Genomic DNA, 22,671 nt, shown 5'->3' with positions numbered 1-22,671 from the left:
CGGCTCCGGGGCCGGGGTCAGGCCGGGATGACGAGATCGAGGTGGTTGCCGTCGCGTTCCACCAGGTGCCCCGCCCGCCGCGCGATCCGGGCCACCGCGCCGGCGTCGGCCGGCTCGGCCCGCGAGGTCGCCAGCAGCCGCGCCAGGCCGCCCTTGTGCGACTTGTTGTGGTGGCTGACCACCGAGCGCGACCCGTCCGGGCGCTGGGCCAGCACGTTCACCGTGACCGCGCCGGGGACCGTGCCGAGCGCGGCGTAGCCGCCCGAGCGCAGGTCGACGACGAGCTCGCCGTCGGCGATGCGCGCCAGCAGCGGGTCGAGCGCCGGGCGCCAGCGCGCCGCGAGCGTGCCGGAACCGGGCAGCTTCGAGCCCGCCGAGAGCCGGTAGGGCGGGATCGGGTCGTCGGCGGAGAGGAGCCCGAACAGCGCCGAGCACACGGCGAGCCGGGACCGGGCGCGGTCCCGGGTGGCGCGGGTGAAGGACCCGGCGTCGAGGGCGTCGTAGAGCACCCCGGTGTAGCGGTCCAGCGCCGGGAGGGTCGGGTTCGTGCGCAGCGCGGCGTTGCGGTCGATCTCGGCGTCCTGGCGCTGGGAGACCCCGAGCGCGGCACGCGCGGCCGGACGGTCGCCGGCCAGTGCGACGAGTTCGTCGCAGAGCTCCGTGCGGACGGGGCCGAGGTCGGCGTCGTGGGAGAGCGCGGTGAGGTCGAGCGGCGGGCCGTCGCCGCCGTCACGCTTGGTCTCCGAGGGCGGCAGCAGGACGAGCACGGCGCCACAGAGTAGTGATCACCGCGGACGGCCGTTGTGCCCGCCGGGGGACCGCACTACGTTCGGGTGTGTGACCTGCCTGGTGGCGCGCATCCACGTCGACTGCATGCGGATCACGAGCGCGTCCTGTCGCCCCTGTCGCTGACCCGCGCTCGTCCGAGGGCCCACGTACGCGTCCGCCCCGCCACAGTCCTGTAGCTACCCCTGTAGCCGCCGCGATCGACCGACCCGGGCACGGCCCGCCTCGGCACGCTCACACCGGCGGTCGACCCGAAGAGGAGTCCCACCGTGACCGACCCCGACATCACCGCCAACTGGTCGTTCGAGACCAAGCAGGTGCACGCCGGCGCCGCACCCGACCCGACCACCAACGCCCGGGCGACGCCGATCTACCAGACGACGTCCTACGTCTTCCGCGACACCGACCACGCCGCGAACCTGTTCGGGCTCGCCGAGTTCGGCAACATCTACACGCGGATCATGAACCCCACCCAGGACGTGCTGGAGCAGCGCGTCGCCGCGCTGGAGGGCGGGGCCGCGGCCCTGGCCGTCGCGTCCGGGCAGGCCGCGCAGGCACTGGCGATCCAGAACATCGCCGAGGCCGGGGACCACATCGTCTCCAGCGCCTCGCTCTACGGCGGCACCTACAACCAGTTCCACTACACCTTCCCGAAGCTGGGCATCGAGGTCACCTTCGTCGACGACCCGGACGACCTGGAGGAGTGGAAGGCCGCGATCCGGCCGAACACCAAGGCCCTCTACGGCGAGACGCTGGGCAACCCGCGCGGCAACATCCTCGACATCGCGGCCGTCGCCGGCGTCGCGCACTCCGCCGGGGTCCCGCTGATCGTCGACAACACCGTCCCGACCCCGTACCTGGTGCGGCCGATCGAGCACGGCGCCGACATCGTCGTCGAGTCCCTGACCAAGTTCCTCGGCGGCCACGGCACCTCGGTCGGCGGCATCATCGTCGACTCCGGGAAGTTCGACTGGGTCGCCAACAAGGACCGGTTCCCGGGCCTGACCAGCCCCGACCCGAGCTACCACGGCGCGGTGTTCACCGACGCCGTCGGCCCGATCGCCTACATCATCAAGGCCCGCGTGCAGCTGCTGCGCGACCTCGGCCCGGCGATCTCCCCGCAGAACGCGTTCCTGATCCTGCAGGGCATCGAGACGCTGTCGCTGCGCATCGACCGGCACAACCAGAACGCCCAGGCGCTGGCCGAGTGGCTGGAGGGTCGCGACGAGGTGGAGAAGGTCCACTACGCGGGCCTCCCGTCGAGCCCGTGGCACGAGCTGCAGAAGAAGTACCTGCCCAAGGGCGGCGGCGCGATCGTGGCGTTCGAGCTGCAGGGCGGGGTCGAGGCGGGCAAGAAGTTCGTCAACGCCCTCGAGCTGCACAGCCACCTCGCCAACATCGGCGACGTGCGCAGCCTGGTCATCCACCCGGCGTCGACCACGCACAGCCAGCTGTCGGCCGAGGAGCAGATCGCGTCCGGGGTCACCCCGGGCCTGGTCCGGCTCTCGGTCGGTCTGGAGGGCATCGAGGACCTCAAGGCCGACCTCGACGCCGGGTTCCGCGCCGCGAAGGGCGCATGAGCGCGGATCTGATTACCTGGTGTCCGTGAACGACATCGAGCCCCCTCCCGCCAGCGGTGCCTGGCGGGAGGGGGACGACCCCGGCCGCCGCCGGTTCCTCGACCTGCCGGCGCCGCTGAAGCTGGCGGCCGGCGGGGAGCTCCCCGGTGTACGACTGGCCTACGAGACCTGGGGCGAGCTCGCGCCGGACGGCTCCAACGCCGTCCTGGTTCTGCACGCCCTCACCGGCGACGCGCACCTGGAGGGCCCGGCCGGCCCCGGGCACCCGACGCCGGGCTGGTGGCCCGGGCTGATCGAGCCGGGCGGCCCGCTGGACCCGGCGCGCTGGTTCGTCGTGGCGCCGAACGCGGTCGGCGGCTGCCAGGGCAGCACCGGTCCGGCGTCGCGGGCCCCGGACGGCCGGACCTGGGGCAGCCGGTTCCCGACGGTCACCGTGCGGGACACCGTCGCCGCCGAGCAGTACCTGGCCGACGCGCTCGGCATCGACGCGTTCGCCTGCGTGATCGGCGGCTCGATGGGGTCCATGCGCTCCCTGGAGTGGGCGGCGACCGAGCCCGACCGGGTACGGCGGCTGTTCCTGCTCGCCGGGCCCGCGGCGTCGTCGGCGGACCAGATCGGCTGGGCGAGCCCGCAGATCCAGGCCATCACCTCCGACCCGCACTGGCACGGCGGCGACTACCACGACACGCCCGAGGGGCCGTGGCGCGGACTGGGCGTCGCCCGGCGGATCGCGCACCTGTCGTACCGGTCGGGCGTCGAGCTGGCGACCCGCTTCGGCCGGGACCCGCAGCCGGGTGAGGATCCGCTCGACGGCGGCCGCTACGCCGTGGAGTCCTACCTGGACCACCACGCGGACAAGCTGGTGCACCGCTTCGACGCCGCGTCCTACGTGCGGCTGACCCAGGCGATGAACCACCACGACGTGGGACGCGACCGGGGCGGGGTGGCGTCGGCGCTGTCGCGGGTGAGCGCCCGCACCTACGTCGCCGGTGTCACCTCCGACCGGCTGTACCCGCTCGCCGAGCAGCAGGAGCTGGCCGACGGGATCCCGCGCGCCGACCCGCTGAAGGTGATCGACTCCCCGTACGGGCACGACGGGTTCCTGGTGGAGACCCCGACGGTCGCCCGGATGCTCGGCGAGCTGCTGGACGAGGCGGTCTGAGCCGCTCGGGCCGGGGCGCGCGGGCCCACCCGTGCACCCCTGCCCGACGTGGGGCTCAGCCCAGGTTCTCGCCGTAGACGCGCTGCACCCGCATCGTCATCAGCACCCGCCGGTCCCGGACCATGACCTCGCGGTACTCGTCCCAGTCCGGGTGCTCCCCGGCGGCGGCCCGGTACCAGTCGACCAGTGCCTGCACGGCCGGTCCGTCGGGCGAGTCGTCGGGGCCGACGAGCTCGACCGGGCCCTCGGCCGTCGCCCACGAGCGGCCGTCGGCGCTCTCGACCGACAGCGCCGCCCGCGGGTCCCGCCGCAGGTTCGCGGTCTTCGCGCGCCCCTCGGTCATCGACACCTGCACCGTGCCCGCCGCCCGGTCGTAGTACGGCGTCACCGGCGACAGCTGGGGCATGCCACTGCGCTTGATCGTCGCGAGGACGCCCTGGCGTGCCCCCGCGAGCAGCTCGTGCTGTTCGTCTCCCATGCCCCGAGTCTGCCCGCTCCGGAACCGGGATGAGGAGCTCCGGGGTCCCTCGCTACCCTTCTGCAGGTGTTGACCCGGATGTCGTCGCTGTTCCTGCGCACCCTGCGTGAGGACCCGGCCGACGCGGAGGTGCCCAGCCACAAGCTGCTGGTCCGCGCCGGCTACGTCCGTCGCGTGGCCCCGGGCGTGTACTCCTGGCTCCCACTCGGCCTCACGGTGCTCCGCCGCATCGAGAACGTGGTGCGCGAGGAGATGAACGCCATGGGCGCCCAGGAGATCCAGTTCCCGGCGCTGCTGCCGCGCGAGCCCTACGAGGCGACGAACCGGTGGACCGAGTACGGCCCCAACCTGTTCCGCCTGCAGGACCGCAAGGGCGGTGACTACCTGCTCGGCCCGACCCACGAGGAGCTGTTCACCCTCACGGTCAAGGGCGAGTACTCGTCCTACAAGGACTACCCGGTCATCCTCTACCAGATCCAGAACAAGTACCGCGACGAGGAGCGGCCCCGCGCGGGGATCCTGCGCGGCCGCGAGTTCCTCATGAAGGACTCCTACTCGTTCGACCTCACCGACGAGGGCCTGTCCGAGTCCTACCGCAAGCACCGCGACGCCTACGTCAAGATCTTCGACCGGCTCGGGCTGCGCTACGTGATCGTGTCCGCGACCTCGGGCGCGATGGGCGGCTCGGCGTCGGAGGAGTTCCTGGCCGAGTCCGAGACCGGCGAGGACACCTTCGTCCGCGGCCCCGGCGGCTACGCGGCCAACGTCGAGGCCGTCACCACGCCCGCGCCCCCGGCGATCCCGCTCGAGGGGCTGCCCGCCGCGCAGGTGCACCACACCCCGGACACCCCGACCATCGCGTCGCTGGTGGACTTCCTCAACGCCAACACCGAGCGCACCTTCACCGCGGCCGACACGCTCAAGAACGTGCTGGTCAAGACACGGCAGCCGGGCGCGACCGAGTGGGAGCTGCTGGGGATCGGCGTTCCCGGGGACCGCGAGGTCGACATGAAGCGCCTCGAGGCGTCGCTGGAGCCGGCCCAGGTCGAGCTGCTCGACGAGGCCGACTTCGCCCGGAACGCCTTCCTCGTCAAGGGCTACATCGGCCCGGGCGCGCTGGCCACGAACGGCGTCCGCTACCTCGTGGACCCGCGCGTCGTGACCGGCACCGCCTGGGTGACCGGCGCGGACAAGGCCGACCACCACGTCGTCGACCTCGTCGCGGGCCGGGACTTCACCCCGGACGGCACGATCGAGGCCGCCGAGGTCCGCGCCGGGGACCCGTCCCCGGACGGCACCGGGGTGCTGGAGGCCGCCCGCGGCATCGAGATCGGGCACATCTTCCAGCTCGGCCGCAAGTACGCCGACGCCTTCTCCCTCGACGCGCTCGGCCCGGACTCCAAGCCGGTCCGGATCACGATGGGCTCCTACGGCATCGGCGTCTCCCGGCTGGTCGCCGCGATCGCCGAGCAGTCCCACGACGACTCCGGCCTGGTGTGGCCGCGCTCGGTCGCGCCGTTCGACGTGCACGTCGTCGTCGCGGGCAAGTCCGCGGAGCTGCTGGAGGGCGGCGAGGCCGTCGCCGCCGAGCTGGAGGCCCAGGGCCTGTCGGTCGTCCTCGACGACCGCAAGGCGAGCCCCGGCGTGAAGTTCGCTGACGCCGAGCTGATCGGGGTCCCGACGATCGTCGTCGTCGGGCGGGGGCTCGCGGAGGGGAAGCTGGAACTCAAGGACCGGGCCACCGGCGAGCGGAGCGAGATCGACCGCGCCGGCGCCGCGGAGCTGGTCGCCGGGATCGTCCGCGGGGCCTGAGCCGCACCGCCGCCGCACGGAGCGGGTCCCTCGCCGGAGGGGCGCGCTCCGTGCGTTCCGGGGTCAGCCGGGGCGGACCGCCGAGGCGGCCAGGTCGGTGAGCGCGGAGCGGGGCACCGCGTCGCCGGGGCCGCCGCCCACGTCCGCCGCGACCACCAGCATCGCGACACCGACCGAGCCGTCGCGGGCCTGGGTCCGCGGCACCGCGAGCACCCCGACCGCGCCGTCGGTGGCGCGGCAGCCGCCCGCCCCCGACGCGGTGCCGTCGGTGCGCACGGTGGCCTCCACCCAGGTCCCCGGCTCGTCGTCGCCCGGGCGTGGCCCGGGCGGCCCGACCGCCACCTGCGGGGCCGAGCCGGCGTAGGCGGACTCCCCGGCGCCGCGGGCGAAGGCCTGCGCGGCCTGCTCGACGCTCGTCCCGGCCGGGACGGCGACGAGCGCCGCGGCGGCGACCCCGCGCGGTGCGGCGCCGACGGGGCAGTCGCCCGCGGCGAAGGGCGGGGCCTCGGCGAGCCGGGCGAACGGCACCCCGAAAACCTCCAGCGCGGGCGCCCCGGGTGCCGGAGCGGTCCATCCCGGCGGGGGCGTGACCGCGAACGCGGCGGGCTCCACGGCCGGGGGCGGGGCGGGCGCAGGGACGGCCGGGGTGGCCGGGCGGATGCCACCGAGCCCGGCCGCCGCGCCTGCCACGACCAGCACGGCGACGGCGGCGGCCAACGCGGGACGCAGCCGTCGCCCGGAACCGGGGGAGGGCCCGCCCTGCCGCGACGACATCGCGGCAGCCGGGCGGTCGGTCGTCGTCCGGCCGGAGGTCACCGGCGCAGCGTACGGCGCTGTCGTCCGACCCCGGCGCGGCGTTCCGACGGGCGGCGGGCCGCGGTCGCCCGGCGGTCCTGAGCAGGTGCCGCGGGGCCTCAGCCCGGCAGCAACGTCAGCCGCACCGACCGCGTCGGGTTGTCCACGTTGGTGTCGACCAGGCAGATCGACTGCCAGGTCCCCAGCGCGGGCCGGCCGTCGATCACCGGGACCGTCGTCGACGGCGGCACGAACGCGGGCAGCACGTGGTCGCGACCGTGCCCGGCGCTGCCGTGCCGGTGCCGCCAGCGGTCGTCGGCGGGCAGCAGCTCGCGCAGCTGCGCGAGCAGGTCGGAGTCGCTGCCCGCCCCGGTCTCGATGACCGCGATCCCGGCCGTCGCGTGCGGCACGAAGACGTTGAGCAGGCCGTCGTCGGCACCGCAGTCGGACAGGAAGCGTTCGATCCGGTGCGTCAGGTCCACGACCGTCTCCTCGGAACCGGTCCGGATCTCGATCAGCTCGCTGTACACACCCCGAGACAGTAGGACCGTCGGTACGGTCGGGCAGCGTGGACGACTCGGTCACCTTTGCCGGATGGGAACTGCCACACCGGCCCGGCTACCTGAACACCGCGAGCATCGGCATCCCGCCGCGACGGGCGTCGGCGGTGGTCGCCGACGTCGTGGCGCGGTGGGCCGTCGGCGGGACCTCGCCGAAGGACTTCGACGACGCCGTCGAGACGGCCCGTGCCGGGTTCGCCGCGATCACCGGGGTGCCGGCCGCCGACGTCGCACAGGGCGCCACGACGTCCGGTCTCATCGGTCCGCTCGCCGCGTCGGTGCCCGAGGGCACCCGGGTGCTCGTCGCCCGGGGCGAGTTCTCCTCGGTGACCCGGCCGTTCGCGGTGCAGGCCCACCGCGGGGTCCGGGTGACCGAGGTGCCGCTCGCCGAGCTGGCGGCACACGCCGCCGACCACGACCTCGTCGCGGTGTCGGTGGTGCAGTCCTCCGACGGCGCGATCGCCGACGTCGACGCGCTGCTCGCCGCCCGCGCCCGCAGCGGCGTGCGGCTGCTGTTCGACGTCACCCAGGCCGCCGGATGGCTCCCGCTGCGCATGCACGACGCCGACGCCGTCGTCGGGTCGGGGTACAAGTGGCTGCTCGCGCCGCGCGGCACCGCCTGGCTGGCCCGGCGGCCGTCCTGGGTCGACGGACCGCCCACCGGGGCGCGCTGGCCGGAGCCCACCCCGCACTCCGCGGGCTGGTACGGCACCCGGGACCGCTGGGGTGGTGGGCTCTACACCCCGGACCCGCCCGCACGGCCCGGACCGGCCGGGGGCGAGGAGGCCCCCGTCTGGTTCGCCCATGCCGGCGCCGCGGTGACGCTGCCGTGGCTGGCCTCGCTCGACCCCGAGGCACTGCGCGCGCACTGCGTCGGCCTCGCCGACGGCCTGCGCGAGCGCCTCGGGATGCCACCCGCCGGGTCGGCCATCGTGTCGGTGCGCGCCGAGGGTGCGGCCGACCGGCTGGCCGCGGCCGGGATCACCGCCGCCGTACGCGACGGAGCCGCCCGGCTGGCGTTCCACCTGTCGACCACCCTCGACGACGTCGAGGCGGCCGCCGCCGCGCTCCGTTGAGCGTTGCCGAGCGGCGCGCCCCTCAGCTCCGGCCGGGGAACACCGGCACGACGGGGGATCGCTCGGTGACCCCGCGCCAGTACGCGAGCCGGCCGGTGCACTCGACCATCGCCTTCAGCCCGGCCTCGCGCAGCGGGACCGACGACGACCGCTCGGTCACCGACCGCCACGCGGCGATCGCGTCGGTCTCGGCCGACACCAGCAGCGCCCCGGCCGACACGCCGTCGACGACGGGCTGCGGGGCCGCGTACGCCGGCTGCGCCGAGACCGGCCGCTGCCCGATGTCGGACAGGGTCTGGGTGATCTGGCCGCGCAGGGTGGTGTGGGCCTCGATGTCGCCGCGGGCCCGGGTCGCCCACTCCGGCGGGATGAACGCGAGCGCCATCTTGTACGCCCACAGGGCCGCGTGCTCGCAGGCGAGCGCCCGCTGCAGCGCGTCGACGGTGACCTGGGGGACCTGGGGCTCGTCGTCGGAGGACTGCCGCGGCAGCGGACCCGCGCTCATGCCGGGGCCCCGGTGAGGATCGCCGCGTAGGTGGCGCAGCAGGCGGCGACCTCGGCGACCAGCCCCACCTGCAGCGCCGAGGCGCGGGGGACGACCTCGCCCGCGCTGCGGGCCGACCCGGCGACGGCGTCGCGCACCGCGGCGAGGTCACCCGACGGTGGCGTCGCGGGGGAGGCGATCTGGCCCGGGGTGCGCCCGCCCGCCTGGTCCAGCGCGGCGGCGTGCTCCATCCGGGCCGCGCGCAGCGGCTCCAGCCGGCCCGCGAGCGACGGGTCGCCGGTCACCGCGGCGACGATCAGCGCGGCGTCGGAGCGGGCGGCGTCGGCGAGCGCGAGCAGGGCGTCCGAGGCGTCCTGGGTGCGTGTGGTCGCGCGGGAGCAGCCCGCCAGCGGCACCGTCGCGGCCACCGCGGCCGCGGTCACCAGCACCTGGCGTCGGGTCGGGCGGACACGGCGGGGGCCGGTCACCGACGACGGGACCGGCGACGACGGCGGCCCGGTCGGTGACATCCGGGGGGACACCCCGGGTGACACCCGGGACGACACGGATGGCTGGCGGTCGTTCACGTCGGGTCATGCTGCCAGCACGCGCCGGGCCGCGCGGCACCGACCGTGCCCGCACGGGCCGCGGACGACCGCCCGCCGGCGGGCCACCGACCGTCGGCCCGCCGGGCGGACGCGCTAGGCTCGTCGGCCGTCCCCACCGTCACCGGCACCGCTCGGTCCCGTCCGGACGCGTCGCGGTGTGCGGCGCCGCTGTCGGATGCCGTCCGCGAGCGTCCGACGTGCCCGCCCACCGGCGGTCGCGACACCACGATCGACCCCAACCGGAGCCCTGCCGACCGGTCGTCACCCCGGCAGGCCCCCACACGAGGAGAGTCACCCGATGCGCAGTCCGGACCCCGCACAGCTGGCAGACCAGCTGCGCGGCGTGCTCGAGCCGGTGGTCCACGGGGCCGGGCTGGAGATCGACGCCGTGGAGGTCCGCTCCGCCGGGCGACGGCACTCGGTCAAGCTCGTCGTCGACCTGCCCGAGTCCTCGCCCGAGACCGGCATCGACCTCGACGTCATCGCCCGGCTCAGCCGTTCCGCGGCCGCCGAGCTGGACCCGCACGAGCACCTCATCGAGGGTTCGTACACGCTCGAGGTGACCTCGCCCGGGATCGACCGGCCGCTCACCGAGCCCCGGCACTGGCGGCGGGCCTACCTGCGCCTGGCGCGGCTCACGCTGACCGACGGCTCCGTCGTCGACGCCCGGGTCGGCCGGCTCGACGGCGACACGGTCGCCGTCGCGGTCCCCGGCCGGAAGTCCCCGGAGCGGCGCGACATCCCGCTCGCGGAGATCCGCCACGCCCAGGTGCAGGTCGAGTTCAAGCCCGCCCCGCCCGCGGAGACCGCACTGCTCGACCCGGACGCGCTGTCCGGCAGCACCGACGGGGCCGACGGGGCCCCCACGAACCACGACGGCCCTGACGGCCCTGACGGCCCTGAGGGCACTGCCCGCGACGAGGAGAACCGGTGAACGTCGACATCCCCGCGCTGCGCGCGATCGAGCGGGACAAGGAGATCCCGTTCGAGACGGTCCTCTCGGCCATCGAGACGGCGCTGCTCACCGCCTACAAGCACACCGACGGTCACCACCCGGACGCCCGCGTCGACATCGACCGCAAGAGCGGTGTGGTGCGGGTCATGGTCCGCGACGCCGCCGACGCGTCCGAGGACGGCACCCCCGGCCCGGAGTTCGACGACACCCCGGACGGCTTCGGCCGGATCGCGGCGACGACCGCCCGCCAGGTCATCCTGCAGCGGCTGCGCGACGCCGAGCACGAGCGCACCTACGGCGAGTTCTCCACCAAGGAGGGCGAGGTCGTCGCCGGCATCGTTCAGCGCGCCGCGCGCGCCAACGCCCGCGGCGTCGTCGTGGTCGAGCTCTCCGGCGGCACCGAGGCCGTGCTGCCCGCCGCCGAGCAGGTGCCGGGCGAGGTCTACAAGCACGGCGACCGGATCCGCTGCTTCGTCATCGGTGTGAACCGCGGCCCGCGGGGCACCTCGATCACGCTCTCGCGGACCCACCCGAACCTGGTGCGCAAGCTGTTCGCCCTGGAGGTGCCCGAGATCGTCGACGGTTCCGTCGAGATCGTGTCGGTGGCCCGTGAGGCGGGGTTCCGCTCCAAGATCGCGGTGCGCTCGACCCGCTCCGGGCTCAACGCCAAGGGTGCCTGCATCGGTCCGATGGGCGCCCGGGTGCGCGGCGTGATGGGGGAGCTGGCCGGTGAGAAGATCGACATCATCGACTGGTCCGAGGACCCGGCCGAGTTCGTCGGGAACGCGCTCTCGCCGTCGAAGGTGGTGTCGGTGACGGTGCTCGACGAGCGCGCCCGGATCGCCCGCGTCGTCGTGCCGGACTTCCAGCTGTCGCTGGCGATCGGCAAGGAGGGGCAGAACGCCCGTCTGGCCGCCCGGCTCACCGGCTGGAAGATCGACATCCGCAGTGACGCCGACCCGCGCGACCCGGTCACGCCCGACGGCGGGCCGGCCGACCCCGCCGGGGAGCCGTCCTGACCGACGGAGATCAACAGCAGGGGTCGGGCGAGGGAATGCCCGACGACCGCCCTGCGCTACACTCGTCATCGGCCCGCGGTCGCGGACCGTCGCCCACGCACACCCGGTCGGTTCCGATCCGGACCTGTGTGGGGTGCCGGACCCGGGAACGGGCCGACGTACTGTTGCGGGTGGTCGTGGAGAACGGACGTTGCATTCCGGATCCGCGCCGCCGTCTCCCCGGACGGGGTGCCTGGTTGCACCTCTCGACGGGGTGCCTGGACAAGGCCGAGCGACGCTCGGCGTTCGCCCGGGCGTTACGTGTCCGTTCGGCACCGGACGTCACCGCCGTCAGGCGGTGGCTGCAGGAGTCGCACGACCCGCTGGGGCTCGGGAACCTCTCGGACCCGTCATCGGAAGAAAGCAAGGTCGACCAGTCATGAGCCAGCAGTGAAGATCGCACCATGAACGTGCTTCGACACTAGGTTCGAGGTCGAGCGGGATGCTGCCGCCCGGCCTCCGGTCAGGATGAGGAGAGCAGTGGCAGGCAAGGCCCGCGTGCACGAGCTCGCGAAAGAGCTCGGAATCAGCAGTAAGCAGGTCCTCAGCAAGCTGCAGGACCTCGGGGAGTACGTGAAGTCCCCCTCCTCCACCGTGGAGGCCCCGGTCGTGCGCAAGCTGCGCGACGCGATGGCCTCCGGTGGTGGCCCCGCCGGCGGCCAGCGCCGCGGTTCCGGCGCGCCCGGTGGCGGTCGTCCGCGTGCCGGTGGCTCCGGCGCCCCGTCGCCGTCGCGCCCGACCCCGGGTGCGGCCCCCAAGCCCGGCCCGCGTCCGGGTCCGCCGGCCCCCGCGACACCCACCCCGGGTGCCCCGTCGCCGTCGCAGCCCGCGGCGCGCACCGACGCCCCGAAGCCGGGACCGGCCGCGCCCAAGCCCGGCCCGCAGGCCCCGGCGGCTCCGGTTGCCCCGGCCGCCCAGACTCCCGCCGCGGTCGCCGAGGCCCCGGCCGCGCCGAAGCCCGCCTCGACCCCCCGTCCCGGTCAGGGCCAGGGCGGCCAGGGCGGTGGCGCCCCGCGTCCCTCGGGTCAGCCCGGTGAGCGTGGTGCCCGTCCGGGCCCGCGCCAGCCGCGCGTCGGCAACAACCCGTTCGGCGTCGGCCAGGGTTCGCCCAAGCCGGGCCCGCGTCCCGGTGCGCCGCAGCCCCAGCAGGGCGGTGGCCAGCAGGGCGGCCGTCCCGAGGCTCCCGCCGCGCGTTCCGGTGAGGCCCCGCCGCGTCCGCCCCGTCCGGGCGGCGCTCCGGGTGCGGGCGGTCCCCGTCCGAACCCGGGCAACATGCCTCCGCGGCCGAACCCGGGCATGATGCCCGCGCGTCCGGCTGCCGGTCGCCCCGGAGCCGGTGCCGGTGGCCGTGGTGGCCCCGGCGGCGGTCGTGGTGGCCCCGGTGCCGGTCGTGGTGGCCCCGGTGGCGGTCGTCCCGGTGGCGGTGGCGGCGGTTTCCGTCCCGGTGGTGGCGGTCCCGGTGGTCCGCCCCCGGCCGGTGGTGGATTCCGCGGTCGTCCCGGTGGTGGCGGTGCGCGTGGTCACGGCGGTGCCGCGGGTGCGTTCGGCCGTCCCGGCGGTCCGGCCCGCAAGGGTCGCAAGTCGAAGCGGCAGAAGCGCCAGGAGTACGACGCCATGGCCGCGCCCTCGGTGGGCGGCGTCCGCCTGCCCAAGGGCAACGGCGAGACGATCCGGCTGCCGCGTGGCGCGTCGCTGACCGACTTCGCCGAGAAGATCAACGCCAACCCGGCCTCGCTGGTACAGGTGTTGTTCCACCTCGGTGAGATGGTCACGGCCACCGCGTCGGTCTCGGACGAGGTCCTGGAGCTGCTCGGCCAGGAGATGAACTACCGCGTGCAGGTCGTCTCCCCCGAGGAGGAGGACCGTGCGCTGCTGGAGTCGTTCGACATCGAGTTCGGTGACCCGGGCGACGAGGACGCGCTCGAGGCCCGTCCGCCGGTCGTGACCGTCATGGGTCACGTCGACCACGGTAAGACGCGGCTGCTGGACACGGTCCGCAAGGCGAACGTCCGCGAGGGCGAGGCCGGCGGCATCACCCAGCACATCGGCGCCTACCAGGTCGCGGCCGAGCTCGAGGGCGAGGAGCGGCTCATCACGTTCATCGACACCCCGGGTCACGAGGCGTTCACCGCCATGCGTGCCCGTGGTGCGAAGTCCACCGACATCGCGGTCATCGTGGTGGCGGCGGACGACGGCGTGATGCCGCAGACCGTCGAGTCGATCAACCACGCCCAGGCGGCCGGTCTGCCGATCGTCGTCGCGGTCAACAAGATCGACGTCGAGGGTGCGAACCCGCAGAAGATCCGTCAGCAGCTCACCGAGTACAACCTGGTGGCCGAGGAGTACGGCGGCGACACCATGTTCGTCGACATCTCCGCGAAGCAGGGCACCAACATCGAGGCCCTGCTCGAGGCGATCCTGCTGACCGCCGACGCGGCGCTCGACCTGCGGGCCAACCCCGAGATGGAGGCGCAGGGCGTCACCATCGAGGGTCACCTGGACCGCGGTCGCGGCCCGGTGGCCACCGTGCTGGTCCAGCGCGGAACGCTCCGGGTCGGCGACTCGGTCGTGGCCGGCGACGCCTCCGGGCGTGTCCGGCGCATGGTCGACGAGCACGGCCAGGACGTCACCGAGGCGCTCCCGTCGCGCCCGGTGCAGGTCATCGGTCTGACGTCGGTGCCGGGTGCGGGCGACACGTTCCTCGTCGTGGACGAGGACCGGGTGGCCCGCCAGATCGCCGACCGGCGCCGCGCCCGCGAGCGCAACGCCGAGCTGGCGAGCCGTCGCAAGCGCGTCAGCCTGGAGGACCTGGACGCCGCGCTGAAGGAGACCAACACCCTCAACCTGATCATCAAGGGTGACAACTCGGGCACCGTCGAGGCGCTCGAGGAAGCCCTGATGAAGCTGGACGTGGGTGAGGAGGTCGAGCTGCGGGTCATCCACCGCGGCGTCGGCGGCATCACCGAGGGCGACATCAACCTCGCCATCGCGGACAACGTCATCGTCATGGGCTTCAACGTCCGTGCCGAGGGCAAGGCCACCGAGCTGGCCAACCGCGAGGGCGTCGAGATCCGCTACTACTCGGTGATCTACCAGGCGATCGACGAGATCGAGGCAGCCCTCAAGGGCATGCTCAAGCCGGAGTACGAGGAGGTCGAGCTGGGCCGCGCCGAGGTCCGCGACGTCTTCAAGTCCTCGAAGTTCGGCACGATCGCCGGTTGCCTGGTGATGAGTGGGGAGATCCGCCGGAACGCCCGGGCGCGCCTGCTGCGCGACTCGAAGGTGATCCACGAGAACCTCCCGATCTCGTCGCTGCGCCGGTTCAAGGACGACGTGGTCGAGGTCCGCGAGGGCTTCGAGTGCGGTCTGACGCTCGGTACCTACAGCGACATCAAGGTCGACGACGTCATCGAGACGTTCGAGATGCGGGAGAAGCCGCGCGACTAGCGGTTGACGAACGCGCTCCGACGGGGCGGCCGGTCACCGGCCGCCCCGTCGGCGTCAGTGGAGGTGTGTGTGTACGTCGGCTCCCTGGAGTGTGACGTCCTGCTCGGCGACGTCCGGTCGCTCAAGCAGAAGCGGTCGATGGTCCGTCCGCTGCTCGCCGAGCTGCGCCGGTTCGAGGTGGCTGCCGCCGAGGCCGGCCACCTGGACCTGCACTGGCGCGCGCTGATCGGGGTGAGCTGTGTGGCCGCCGACACGGGCCACGTGCACGCCCTGCTGGAGCGGTGCGAGCGACTCGTCGCCGCCCGTCCCGAGCTGGAGCTGCTGTCCGCGCGGACACGGCTGTTCGGCCCGGACGACGACTGACCGCCGCCCCGCTCGGGCGCGGCGCAACCCCGCGACCCGTGCCTAGACTCGGGCTCGCACGACCCGGTGGAAGGAGCAGGACATGGTCGACCAGGCCCGCGCCCGCAAGCTCGCGAAGCGGATCTCGCAGATCGTCGCGGAGGCCCTCGAGCACGAGGTGAAGGACCCGCGGCTGGCGATGGTGACGATCACCGACACCCGTGTCACCGGGGACCTGCGCGAGGCGACCGTGTTCTACACGGTCATGGGTGCCTCGCTGGAAGAGGAGCCGGACACCGCGGGCGCCGCCGCGGCGCTGCAGAGCGCGAGCGGAGTGCTCCGCAGCCGGGTGGGGCAGCAGACCGGGGTGCGGCACACGCCGAGCCTCGCGTTCGTGCTGGACGCGGTGCCGGACACGGCCCGCCGGATGGAGGAGCTGCTGGCGCGCCCCCGCGCCTCCGACGAGGAGGTGGCCCGGCTGGCGGCCACGGCGTCCCCGGCGGGGGACCCGGATCCGTACAAGGCGCCGCGGGAGACCGACGACGAGTGACCGGCGTCGTGCACGAGACCGTCCCGGGCCCCGGTCCGGTCGATCCGGCCGGGGCCGCGGCAATCCTGCGCCGGGCCCGTGACGTGCTCGTGGTCGGGCACGTCCGGCCCGACGCGGACGCCGCGGGCAGCGCCCTGGCCCTGGCCACGGCGCTGCACCGCGCGGGCACCCCGGTCACCGTGTCGTTCGGTGGGCCGGACCAGGTGCCGGCCGCGCTGGTCGACAGCCTCGATCCCCACGGGCTCGTCGTCGCCTCGGTGGACGCGCCGCGCTCGCCGGACCTGCTGGTCTGCTGCGACATCTCCGCGGCCCGTCGGCTCGGGGACCTGGAGCCGGTGTTGGACACGGCCGGGTCGTCGCTGGCGGTGGACCACCACGCGTCGTTCGCGGCGTTCACGGACCGGTACCTCGTCGACCCGGGGGCCCCGGCGACGGTGACGCTCGTCCGGGAGGTGCTCGCCGAGCTGGGCACCCCGTTGGACGCGGTCCTCGCCCGGTCGCTGTTCGCGGGGCTCTACACCGACACAGGCGGTTTCCGGCGCGGCGGTTCGGACGCGCTCCGGCTGGGCGCCGAGCTCGTCGACGCCGGCGTCGAGCCCGCCCCGCTGCTGCGGGACATCGGGGGACCGGTGCCGTTCGCGTGGCTCGCGGCGCAGGCCACGGTGCTGGCCGGGGCCCATCGCGAACCGGGCGTCGCCGCCGGGGCGGACCTGGTGTGGGCCGCCGTCGACGTGGCGACCGCGGCCCGGTTCCGGGACCGCACGGTGACGCTGGTCGGGTCGCTGCAGGCCGCGGCCGGGGGCGGGGTCGCGGCGTTGCTGACCGAGACGGCGCCGGGTGAGTGGTCGGTGTCGCTGCGCGGCAGCGGTTCCCCGGACCTGTCCCGGGTGGCGACGGCGCTCGGTGGCGGTGGGCACGCCGGTGCGGCCGGGTTCGAGCGCGCCGGCACCCGCGCCGGCATCCTGGCGCTGCTGCGTGCGGAGCTGGCCCGCTGAGAACGCCCGGTTGACCGGGTTCATCCCGGGTACACGGCCCCGACATCACGACCGGGTACACCTCGGGGCGGTCCGGCGTCACGGCGTCGGGGCACGTAGCGTGTCCCGCGAGACCAGGAGGTGTGCGGTGCGATCCGAGCCCGCTGCGGCCCGCGGGGGCGACAGTCACGGCAACGCGTCCAGCGGGTGGCCGGAGTTCCTCCGTGCCTGGCTGCGCAACCCGGCCCGGGTGGGTGCGGTGTGGCCGAGCTCGCCGCGGCTGTCGGCGAAGCTGGCCCGCATCGCGCCGGGGCACGGCGCCCCGGTCGTCGTCGAGCTGGGGCCGGGCACCGGCGCCGTCACCACGCAGGTCAGCAGGCGGCTGCCCCCGGAGGGGCGGCATCTCGCCGTCGAGCTCGACCCGGGCATGGCCCGCTACCTCCAGGAGCGCCACCCGGGCGTCGAGGTCGTGAACGGCGATGCCCGCAAGCTGGGGGCGCTGCTCGCCGAGCGGGACATCACCTCGGTCGACGCGGTGATCTCCGGGCTGCCCTGGTCGCTGTTCGACCGCGTGATGCAGCAGGAGATCCTCGACCAGGTCGTCGGGGCAGTGGGGGAGACCGGCGCGTTCGCGACGTTCGCCTACTCCCACACCCTGCCGATGCCCTCGGCGCGGCGGTTCAAGGCGACTCTGCACGACACGTTCGACGAGGTCGTGATGACCCGGACGGTGTGGCGCAACCTGCCGCCCGCGTTCTGCTTCCTCTGCCGCCGCCCTCGTCGGTGACCCGGCCCGCCCCTCTCGCGGGCGGGCCCCGTGACATCCTCCGGCTCGCCCTGCCCGCTCTCCCGGTGCTGGCGGCCGAGCCGCTGTTCCTGCTGGTCGACACGGCCGTCGTCGGACGGCTGGGTGGGCTGCCGCTGGCCTCGCTCGCCGTCGCGGCGGTGCTCTTCGCGCAGGTCACGACCCAGCTGACGTTCCTGTCCTACGGGACGACGGCGCGCGCGGCCCGGTTCTACGGCGCCGGGCGCCGCTCGGCCGCGGTGACCGAGGGAGTACAGGCGACCTGGCTGGCGCTGGGCGTCGGGCTGCTCGTCGTCGCGCTCGGACAGCTCGCCGCCGCACCGTTGGCGGGGCTGCTCGCCGGGGACCCGGCGATCGCCGAGGGCGCGGTCTCGTGGCTGCGCATCGCCCTGCTCGGTGCCCCGCTGGTCCTGGTGACGCTGGCCGGCAACGGGTGGATGCGCGGGGTGCAGGACACGCGTCGTCCGATGTGGATCGTGATCGGCGGCAACCTGCTGTCCGCGCTGCTCTGCCCGCTCCTGGTGCACGGGGCGGGGGACTGGGCGGGCTGGGGGCTCGAGGGCTCGGCGATCGCGAACGTCGCGGGGCAGGCCGTCGCGGCGTCGCTGTTCCTGCGGGCGCTGGTCGTCGAACGACGGCGCGCCCCCGCCGGTGACCCGGTCCGCTTCGCCCCGGACACCGCGGTCCTCCGCTCCCAGGCGACGATGGGCCGCGACCTGATCGTGCGGTCGCTGGGGTTCCAGGCCTGCTTCCTGTCCGCGACGGCGGTGGCCGCCCGGTTCGGGTCCGAGTCCGTCGCCGCGCACCAGATCGTGCTGCAGCTGTGGGTGTTCCAGTCCCTGGTGCTCGACGCGGTCGCGATCGCGGCGCAGTCGCTGGTCGGGGCCGCCCTCGGTGGTGCTGCCGGCGAGCAGGGTGCTGCCGGCGACCGTGCTGCTGACGACCGTTCTGCCGACGACCGCGCCGGGGGCGACCGTGCGGACACGGGTCCGGCGCGGGCGCTCGCCGCCCGGGTGACCCGTTACGGCCTCGTGCTCGGCTGCGGGTTCGGCGTGCTGTTCGCCGCGCTCTATCCCGTCCTGCCGCCGGTGTTCACCCGCGACGCGGCCGTCCTCGCGGCGATCCCCGCCGCGTGGTGGTTCTTCACCGCGCTGCAGCCGATCGCCGGGGTGGTGTTCGCCCTGGACGGTGTGCTGCTCGGCGCCGGTGACGCGGCCTTCCTGCGCACCACCACGCTGCTCGCCGCACTGGGCGGGTTCCTGCCGATGATCTGGCTGTCCCTGCTGTTCGGGTGGGGGCTGGCCGGGATCTGGACCGGGCTCGCCGCGTTCATGGTGGTCCGCCTGGTCGCGGTGGGGCTGCGGGCACGGTCGGGGCGCTGGGCGGTCCCGGGGGAGATCCGGGCCTGACCGTCCGACCTGCTGCACCCCGCGATGTGGCCCTCCCCGGGCTGCGGGCCCCGGTGGCTCGGTGGCCGGCCTGCTCGGCCCGCAGGAGATGTCCGCCCGGTCGCCGGGGTCGTCGGCCTCGGCCGGGCAGGACGAACGAGTCCGCACCCCTCCGTCGCCGCGACGGGGCCCGTTCGCCGCGGTGCGTGGAGCGACCCGTCGACGGAGTCCGGACGGCCGAGTGGCACACCAGGCACTCTGTGGTGGGGCCCGGAGGTATGTGACGTGCCACTCGGCGCCTCCGGGACGGGGCACCGGACGGGATGTGCCGGGCTGTGGTCGCGTTCCCCGCGGGCCGGGATCCGGTGGCGGCAGGTGGTCAGCCCCGGCCGGTGGCCGAGGTCTCCGGCCGGTGGCCCGGGGCGTCCGGCCGGTCCACCCGGGCGTCCGGGCGGTGTACCGGGGCGTCCGGCCGGTGTACCGGGGGGCCGGGGTCCTCCGGCGGTCCGGTGTCCCCGGGGGGCGCGGCCGGGAGCGGCAGCCGCACGGTGAACACGGCGCCGGTGCCGTCGTCGCGGGCACCGACCGTCACCGACCCGCCGAGGCGGCGGGCGATCCGGTCGACCAGCGCCAGCCCGATGCCGCGGGTGCGGCCGCCGGGCGTCGCACGGGTGCTGAACCCGAACGTGAACAGCTCGCGGGCGGTGTCGGGGGGCACCCCGGGGCCGCTGTCGGCGACCTCCAGGAGCAGCTCGCGGCCGTCGGGCCCGGTGCGCAGGACGACCGCGACCGACCGTTCCCCGGCGCGCCCGGTGACGACCTCGACCGCGTTGTCGACGAGGTTGCCGACCAGCGAGACCAGGTCGTTCGCGGCGAAGGGCAGCCGCAGCTCCGGCAGCACGTCGGGGTCGCAGGCGTCGGTGACGGAGAAGGTGACGTCGTGCTCGGAGGCCTGCCACGCCTTGTCGGCGAGCAGCGCGGCCAGGACCGGGTCGTACACCTCGGCCACGATCCGCGCGCCGGGCCCGCGGGTGCGGTCCAGCGCCGCGGTGCCGGCCGCCGCGGCGTCGGCGGTGTCGCCGAGCTCGATCAGGGTCAGCACGGTCTGCAGCCGGTTGCCGAACTCGTGCGCCTGCCCGGACAGCGCGGCGACGGTGTCGCGGGCCTCGTCGCGCTCGCGCAGCACCCCGGCCAGCTCGGTGCGGTCGCGCAGGGTGAACACCCGCGTCCCCGGGCCCGCGGCCGGCCCGGCGTGCCTGCTGTTGACCAGCAGCACCCGCTCCCCGGCCAGCGCGGCCCGGTCGCGCAGGTCCGAGCGCAGCCCGCTGGTGAGCACGGCCGCGACGGCCGGGTCCATGCCGAGCCCGGTGAGCGGCCGGCCCGGGACGGCGGGGTCGCCGGGGGAGTCGTGGTCGGGCAGGCCGAGCAGCCGCCGGGCCTCGGCGTTGACGACGACGAGCCGCCCGTCGCCGTCGACGACCAGCAGCCCCTCGCCGACGGCGTGCAGCACCGCCTCGTGGTGGGTGTAGGCGGCGGTGATGTCCTCGGGCTCCAGGCCCAGGGTCTGGCGACGCAGCCGCCGGGCCAGCACCACCGCCAGTCCCGAGCCCACGAGCACCGCGACCACGGCCGCGGCGAGGATGCCCGGCAGCCAGCGCAGCGCGAGATCGCTGATCCGGGTCTGCAGCACGCCGACGGACACGACCGCGGCGACCCGGCCGTCGACGAGCACCGGGGTGACGGTGCGGACCGAGGGGCCCAGGGTGCCGGTGTAGACCTCGGTGGAGGTGCGTCCGGCCAGTGCCGGGACGATGTTGCCCTGGTACGGCCGCCCGATCTCGTCGGGGTTGTAGTGGCTGTAGCGGATGCCCTGCGGGGACATGACGACGACGAAGCTGCTGTTCGTGGCCCGGCGGACGCGTTCGGCCACCGGCTGCAGCCGCCCGGCGAGGGTGGCGAGCCCGCCGCCCTCGCCGACCGCGGACACGACCTCGGGATCGGAGGCCAGCGACAGCGCGGTGGCGGTGGTGAGCCGCCCGGCGGCGTCGTGCTCCAGGCGGGTCGCACCGACGACACCCAGCGCGGCGAGCCCGCCGACGGTGAGCAGCACGGTGACGACCTGGAGCAGGAACAGCCGCCGCACCAGCCGCGACCGCCGCAGCGGTGGGGAGGAACGGAACGGCCGGCGCACGGGCCCAGCCTGCCACCGCGGGAGTGGCAGGGGGACCCGTGCACCGGCCGGGACGTCGGCACCCCCGCGGGCCTGCCGGCTCCGCGGGGGTGCGACGGTCATGGGAGGAGGACCCGCGCCGTGGTCAGGAGCCCGCGCCGACCTTCTCGCGGGAGCCGGACTCGGGCTTCTCGGCGCCCTCGGCGGCCTGCTCGATCTGCTCGTCGGCGGCACCGCCCCCGTGCGCGGCCTCCATGTCGGCCTCGACGAGCTTCGGGTCGTCCAGCACCGCGGCGAGCCGCTCGCGGTCGAGCTCGCCGTTCCAGCGGGCGACGACGAAGGTCGCCACGACGTTGCCGATCGCGTTGGTGAGCGCACGGCCCTCGGACATCATGCGGTCGATGCCGACGATCAGCGCGAGACCGACGACGATGGCCTCGGGGGTGAAGAACTCCCCGCCGAAGGCCTGCAGCGACGCGGCCAGGGTGACCAGGCCGGCGCCGGTGACGCCCGCGGCGCCCTTCGAGGTGAGCACCATGAGCACGGCCAGCGCGATCTGCGCGCCGATCGGCAGGTACTCGTTGCCCGCCTGGATGATGAACAGCGCACCCAGGGTCAGGTAGATGCAGGTGCCGTCGAGGTTGAACGAGTAGCCGGTCGGGATGACCATGCCGACGGTCTGCTTGGACGCACCGGCGGACTGCAGCTTGGTGAGGAAGCGCGGCAGCACCGACTCCGACGACGAGGTGCCGAGGATGATCAGCAGCTCGTCCTTGATGAGGCGGATGACCTTGAAGATGTTGATGCCTGCCATCCAGGACACCGCACCGAGGACGACGACGATGAAGAACAGGCAGGTGCCGTAGAAGACCAGCATCAGCTTGAGCAGGTTGATGAGCGACGCGCCGCCCATCTGGCCGACGGTGTAGGCCATGCCGCCGAACGCGGCGACCGGCGCGGCCCACATGATGATCTTGATGATGCCGAAGATGACCTGGGCGATGCCCTCGATGCCGCCGACCAGGCGGCTGCGCAGGGCCGGGTTCAGCGAGGAGATGGCGCAGGCGGCCAGGATGGCCAGCACCAGGACCTGCAGGACCGAGTTGTCCACGAACGGGCCGAAGAAGCTCTTCGGGAGCAGCGAGTCCTGGATGAACGGGATGACACCCGACTCCTGGGCCCCGGTCTCGAACTGTCCCTCGGCCCGGGTCAGCTCCGCTGCGCTCGGTTGCCCCTCGAAACCGGCACCCGGCTGGAAGACGTTGCCGGCGATGAGGCCGAGCGTCAGCGCGATCACCGTCATGATCAGGAAGTAGCCCATGGCCCGCGCGGCGAGCCCCCCGGCCCGGGCGAGGTTGCCCAGCGAGGCGATGCCGACGATGACGGTGCAGAAGATGACCGGGCCGATGATGACCTTGATCATCTGGACGAACGTGTCGGCGAGCCACTTCAGCTCACCGGCGAAGCCGGGAGCGAGGAACCCGACCGCGATGCCGGACGCGATGCCGACGAGCACCCAGAACCAGAGCTGGGTGTAGACCTTCTTCTTGGTCCGGGTGGGGGTGGTGGACCCCGTCCCGGACGAGCCGTCTGCGTTGGCGACCTCGGCCATGTCCGTCCTCCTCGACGTGTTCGGTGCGG

General features: G+C 74.6%; 21 protein-coding genes. 13 read left to right on the top strand and 8 right to left on the bottom strand.

What is annotated here, in order from left to right:
* Positions 1-17: 17 nt before the first annotated feature.
* Positions 18-767, bottom strand: coding sequence for a peroxide stress protein YaaA (gene yaaA, locus Ae505Ps2_RS25715; RefSeq protein WP_075333128.1), 750 nt, complete (start codon positions 765-767; stop codon positions 18-20).
* A 288-nt stretch (positions 768-1,055) separates the two neighbouring features.
* Between yaaA and Ae505Ps2_RS25710 the strand changes: the two genes are divergently transcribed.
* Both Ae505Ps2_RS25710 and Ae505Ps2_RS25705 read left to right on the top strand, forming a co-directional pair.
* Entirely contained in the window at positions 1,056-2,366 is a 1,311-nt protein-coding gene (locus Ae505Ps2_RS25710; protein WP_020624377.1) for a bifunctional o-acetylhomoserine/o-acetylserine sulfhydrylase, read from the top strand.
* A 25-nt stretch (positions 2,367-2,391) separates the two neighbouring features.
* Entirely contained in the window at positions 2,392-3,528 is a 1,137-nt protein-coding gene (locus Ae505Ps2_RS25705; RefSeq protein ID WP_075312116.1) for a homoserine O-acetyltransferase, read from the top strand.
* A gap of 55 nt (positions 3,529-3,583) precedes the next feature.
* Here the strand turns inward: Ae505Ps2_RS25705 and Ae505Ps2_RS25700 are convergent, their stop codons facing one another.
* Complete coding sequence (locus tag Ae505Ps2_RS25700; RefSeq protein WP_060711411.1) at positions 3,584-4,006, bottom strand: PPOX class F420-dependent oxidoreductase; 423 nt, start codon at positions 4,004-4,006, stop codon at positions 3,584-3,586.
* A 66-nt stretch (positions 4,007-4,072) separates the two neighbouring features.
* On the opposite strand from Ae505Ps2_RS25700, the gene Ae505Ps2_RS25695 reads away from it, so the two are divergent.
* On the top strand, positions 4,073-5,818 hold the full coding sequence (locus tag Ae505Ps2_RS25695; RefSeq protein ID WP_075307557.1) for a proline--tRNA ligase: 1,746 nt from the start codon (positions 4,073-4,075) through the stop codon (positions 5,816-5,818).
* Between the two features lie 63 nt (positions 5,819-5,881).
* Here Ae505Ps2_RS25695 and Ae505Ps2_RS25690 read toward each other — a convergent pair whose 3' ends face one another.
* Both Ae505Ps2_RS25690 and Ae505Ps2_RS25685 read right to left on the bottom strand, forming a co-directional pair.
* On the bottom strand, positions 5,882-6,634 hold the full coding sequence (locus Ae505Ps2_RS25690; protein ID WP_075554066.1) for a hypothetical protein: 753 nt from the start codon (positions 6,632-6,634) through the stop codon (positions 5,882-5,884).
* 98 nt (positions 6,635-6,732) lie between these two features.
* Positions 6,733-7,143 carry a secondary thiamine-phosphate synthase enzyme YjbQ gene (locus Ae505Ps2_RS25685; protein ID WP_075307553.1) on the bottom strand — a complete coding sequence of 137 codons (411 nt, stop codon included), beginning with the start codon at positions 7,141-7,143 and terminating at the stop codon, positions 6,733-6,735.
* A gap of 38 nt (positions 7,144-7,181) precedes the next feature.
* Here Ae505Ps2_RS25685 and Ae505Ps2_RS25680 point away from each other — a divergent pair, with 38 nt between their 5' ends.
* Positions 7,182-8,249 carry an aminotransferase class V-fold PLP-dependent enzyme gene (locus tag Ae505Ps2_RS25680; protein ID WP_075307551.1) on the top strand — a complete coding sequence of 356 codons (1,068 nt, stop codon included), beginning with the start codon at positions 7,182-7,184 and terminating at the stop codon, positions 8,247-8,249.
* A 22-nt stretch (positions 8,250-8,271) separates the two neighbouring features.
* On the opposite strand, the gene Ae505Ps2_RS25675 is transcribed toward Ae505Ps2_RS25680, so the two are convergent.
* Positions 8,272-8,754 carry a ferritin-like domain-containing protein gene (locus tag Ae505Ps2_RS25675; protein ID WP_060711415.1) on the bottom strand — a complete coding sequence of 161 codons (483 nt, stop codon included), beginning with the start codon at positions 8,752-8,754 and terminating at the stop codon, positions 8,272-8,274.
* Positions 8,751-9,263 carry a hypothetical protein gene (locus tag Ae505Ps2_RS25670; protein ID WP_139318778.1) on the bottom strand — a complete coding sequence of 171 codons (513 nt, stop codon included), beginning with the start codon at positions 9,261-9,263 and terminating at the stop codon, positions 8,751-8,753. Before Ae505Ps2_RS25670 ends, Ae505Ps2_RS25675 begins: the two co-directional genes overlap by 4 nt.
* A 376-nt stretch (positions 9,264-9,639) precedes the next feature.
* On the opposite strand from Ae505Ps2_RS25670, the gene rimP reads away from it, so the two are divergent.
* The 9 genes from rimP to Ae505Ps2_RS25620 all read left to right on the top strand — a co-directional run bounded on the left by rimP (position 9,640) and on the right by Ae505Ps2_RS25620 (position 18,881).
* Positions 9,640-10,275 (top strand): ribosome maturation factor RimP, encoded by a 636-nt coding sequence (gene rimP / locus Ae505Ps2_RS25660; protein ID WP_084786438.1) that lies wholly within the window; start codon positions 9,640-9,642, stop codon positions 10,273-10,275.
* Complete coding sequence (gene nusA, locus Ae505Ps2_RS25655) at positions 10,272-11,315, top strand: transcription termination factor NusA (protein WP_075554065.1); 1,044 nt, start codon at positions 10,272-10,274, stop codon at positions 11,313-11,315. The genes rimP and nusA overlap by 4 nt, the downstream gene beginning before the upstream one ends.
* Positions 11,316-11,350: 35 nt before the next feature.
* A complete protein-coding gene (locus Ae505Ps2_RS25650) occupies positions 11,351-11,737 on the top strand; it encodes a YlxR family protein (RefSeq protein ID WP_083695718.1) in 387 nt (128 codons plus the stop codon).
* Between the two features lie 97 nt (positions 11,738-11,834).
* Positions 11,835-14,801, top strand: a complete 2,967-nt coding sequence (gene infB, locus Ae505Ps2_RS25645; RefSeq protein WP_075554064.1) for a translation initiation factor IF-2 — start codon at positions 11,835-11,837, stop codon at positions 14,799-14,801.
* 69 nt (positions 14,802-14,870) lie between these two features.
* Entirely contained in the window at positions 14,871-15,164 is a 294-nt protein-coding gene (locus tag Ae505Ps2_RS25640; protein WP_075554063.1) for a DUF503 domain-containing protein, read from the top strand.
* An 82-nt stretch (positions 15,165-15,246) separates the two neighbouring features.
* Positions 15,247-15,693 carry a 30S ribosome-binding factor RbfA gene (gene rbfA / locus Ae505Ps2_RS25635; protein ID WP_075554062.1) on the top strand — a complete coding sequence of 149 codons (447 nt, stop codon included), beginning with the start codon at positions 15,247-15,249 and terminating at the stop codon, positions 15,691-15,693.
* On the top strand, positions 15,690-16,688 hold the full coding sequence (locus tag Ae505Ps2_RS25630) for a DHH family phosphoesterase (protein ID WP_084786436.1): 999 nt from the start codon (positions 15,690-15,692) through the stop codon (positions 16,686-16,688). The genes rbfA and Ae505Ps2_RS25630 overlap by 4 nt, the downstream gene beginning before the upstream one ends.
* 211 nt (positions 16,689-16,899) lie before the next feature.
* A complete protein-coding gene (locus tag Ae505Ps2_RS25625) occupies positions 16,900-17,454 on the top strand; it encodes a methyltransferase domain-containing protein (protein ID WP_043277579.1) in 555 nt (184 codons plus the stop codon).
* A complete protein-coding gene (locus Ae505Ps2_RS25620; protein ID WP_075333131.1) occupies positions 17,451-18,881 on the top strand; it encodes an MATE family efflux transporter in 1,431 nt (476 codons plus the stop codon). The genes Ae505Ps2_RS25625 and Ae505Ps2_RS25620 overlap by 4 nt, the downstream gene beginning before the upstream one ends.
* Positions 18,882-19,239: 358 nt before the next feature.
* Here the strand turns inward: Ae505Ps2_RS25620 and Ae505Ps2_RS25615 are convergent, their stop codons facing one another.
* Together Ae505Ps2_RS25615 and Ae505Ps2_RS25610 are read right to left on the bottom strand one after the other, a co-directional pair.
* Positions 19,240-21,051 carry an ATP-binding protein gene (locus Ae505Ps2_RS25615; RefSeq protein ID WP_170917088.1) on the bottom strand — a complete coding sequence of 604 codons (1,812 nt, stop codon included), beginning with the start codon at positions 21,049-21,051 and terminating at the stop codon, positions 19,240-19,242.
* Between the two features lie 124 nt (positions 21,052-21,175).
* Positions 21,176-22,642, bottom strand: a complete 1,467-nt coding sequence (locus Ae505Ps2_RS25610; protein ID WP_075307537.1) for a cation:dicarboxylase symporter family transporter — start codon at positions 22,640-22,642, stop codon at positions 21,176-21,178.
* Between the last annotated feature and the right edge of the window lie 29 nt (positions 22,643-22,671).

This window comes from Pseudonocardia sp. Ae505_Ps2 (assembly GCF_001932425.1).
Classification (GTDB): domain Bacteria; phylum Actinomycetota; class Actinomycetes; order Mycobacteriales; family Pseudonocardiaceae; genus Pseudonocardia.
This window is presented reverse-complemented; position numbering and strand designations above follow the sequence as displayed.

Bases quoted from the DNA above. Each gene is read 5' to 3' on its own strand.
- Ae505Ps2_RS25700 (WP_060711411.1), bottom strand. From the start codon at position 4,006: ATGGGAGACGAACAGCACGAGCTGCTCGCGGGGGCACGCCAGGGCGTC.
- Ae505Ps2_RS25675 (WP_060711415.1), bottom strand. From the start codon at position 8,754: ATGAGCGCGGGTCCGCTGCCGCGGCAGTCCTCCGACGACGAGCCCCAG.
- Ae505Ps2_RS25670 (WP_139318778.1), bottom strand. From the start codon at position 9,263: ATGTCACCGACCGGGCCGCCGTCGTCGCCGGTCCCGTCGTCGGTGACC.
- rimP (WP_084786438.1), top strand. From the start codon at position 9,640: ATGCGCAGTCCGGACCCCGCACAGCTGGCAGACCAGCTGCGCGGCGTG.
- Ae505Ps2_RS25650 (WP_083695718.1), top strand. From the start codon at position 11,351: ATGCCCGACGACCGCCCTGCGCTACACTCGTCATCGGCCCGCGGTCGC.
- rbfA (WP_075554062.1), top strand. From the start codon at position 15,247: ATGGTCGACCAGGCCCGCGCCCGCAAGCTCGCGAAGCGGATCTCGCAG.
- Ae505Ps2_RS25610 (WP_075307537.1), bottom strand. From the start codon at position 22,642: ATGGCCGAGGTCGCCAACGCAGACGGCTCGTCCGGGACGGGGTCCACC.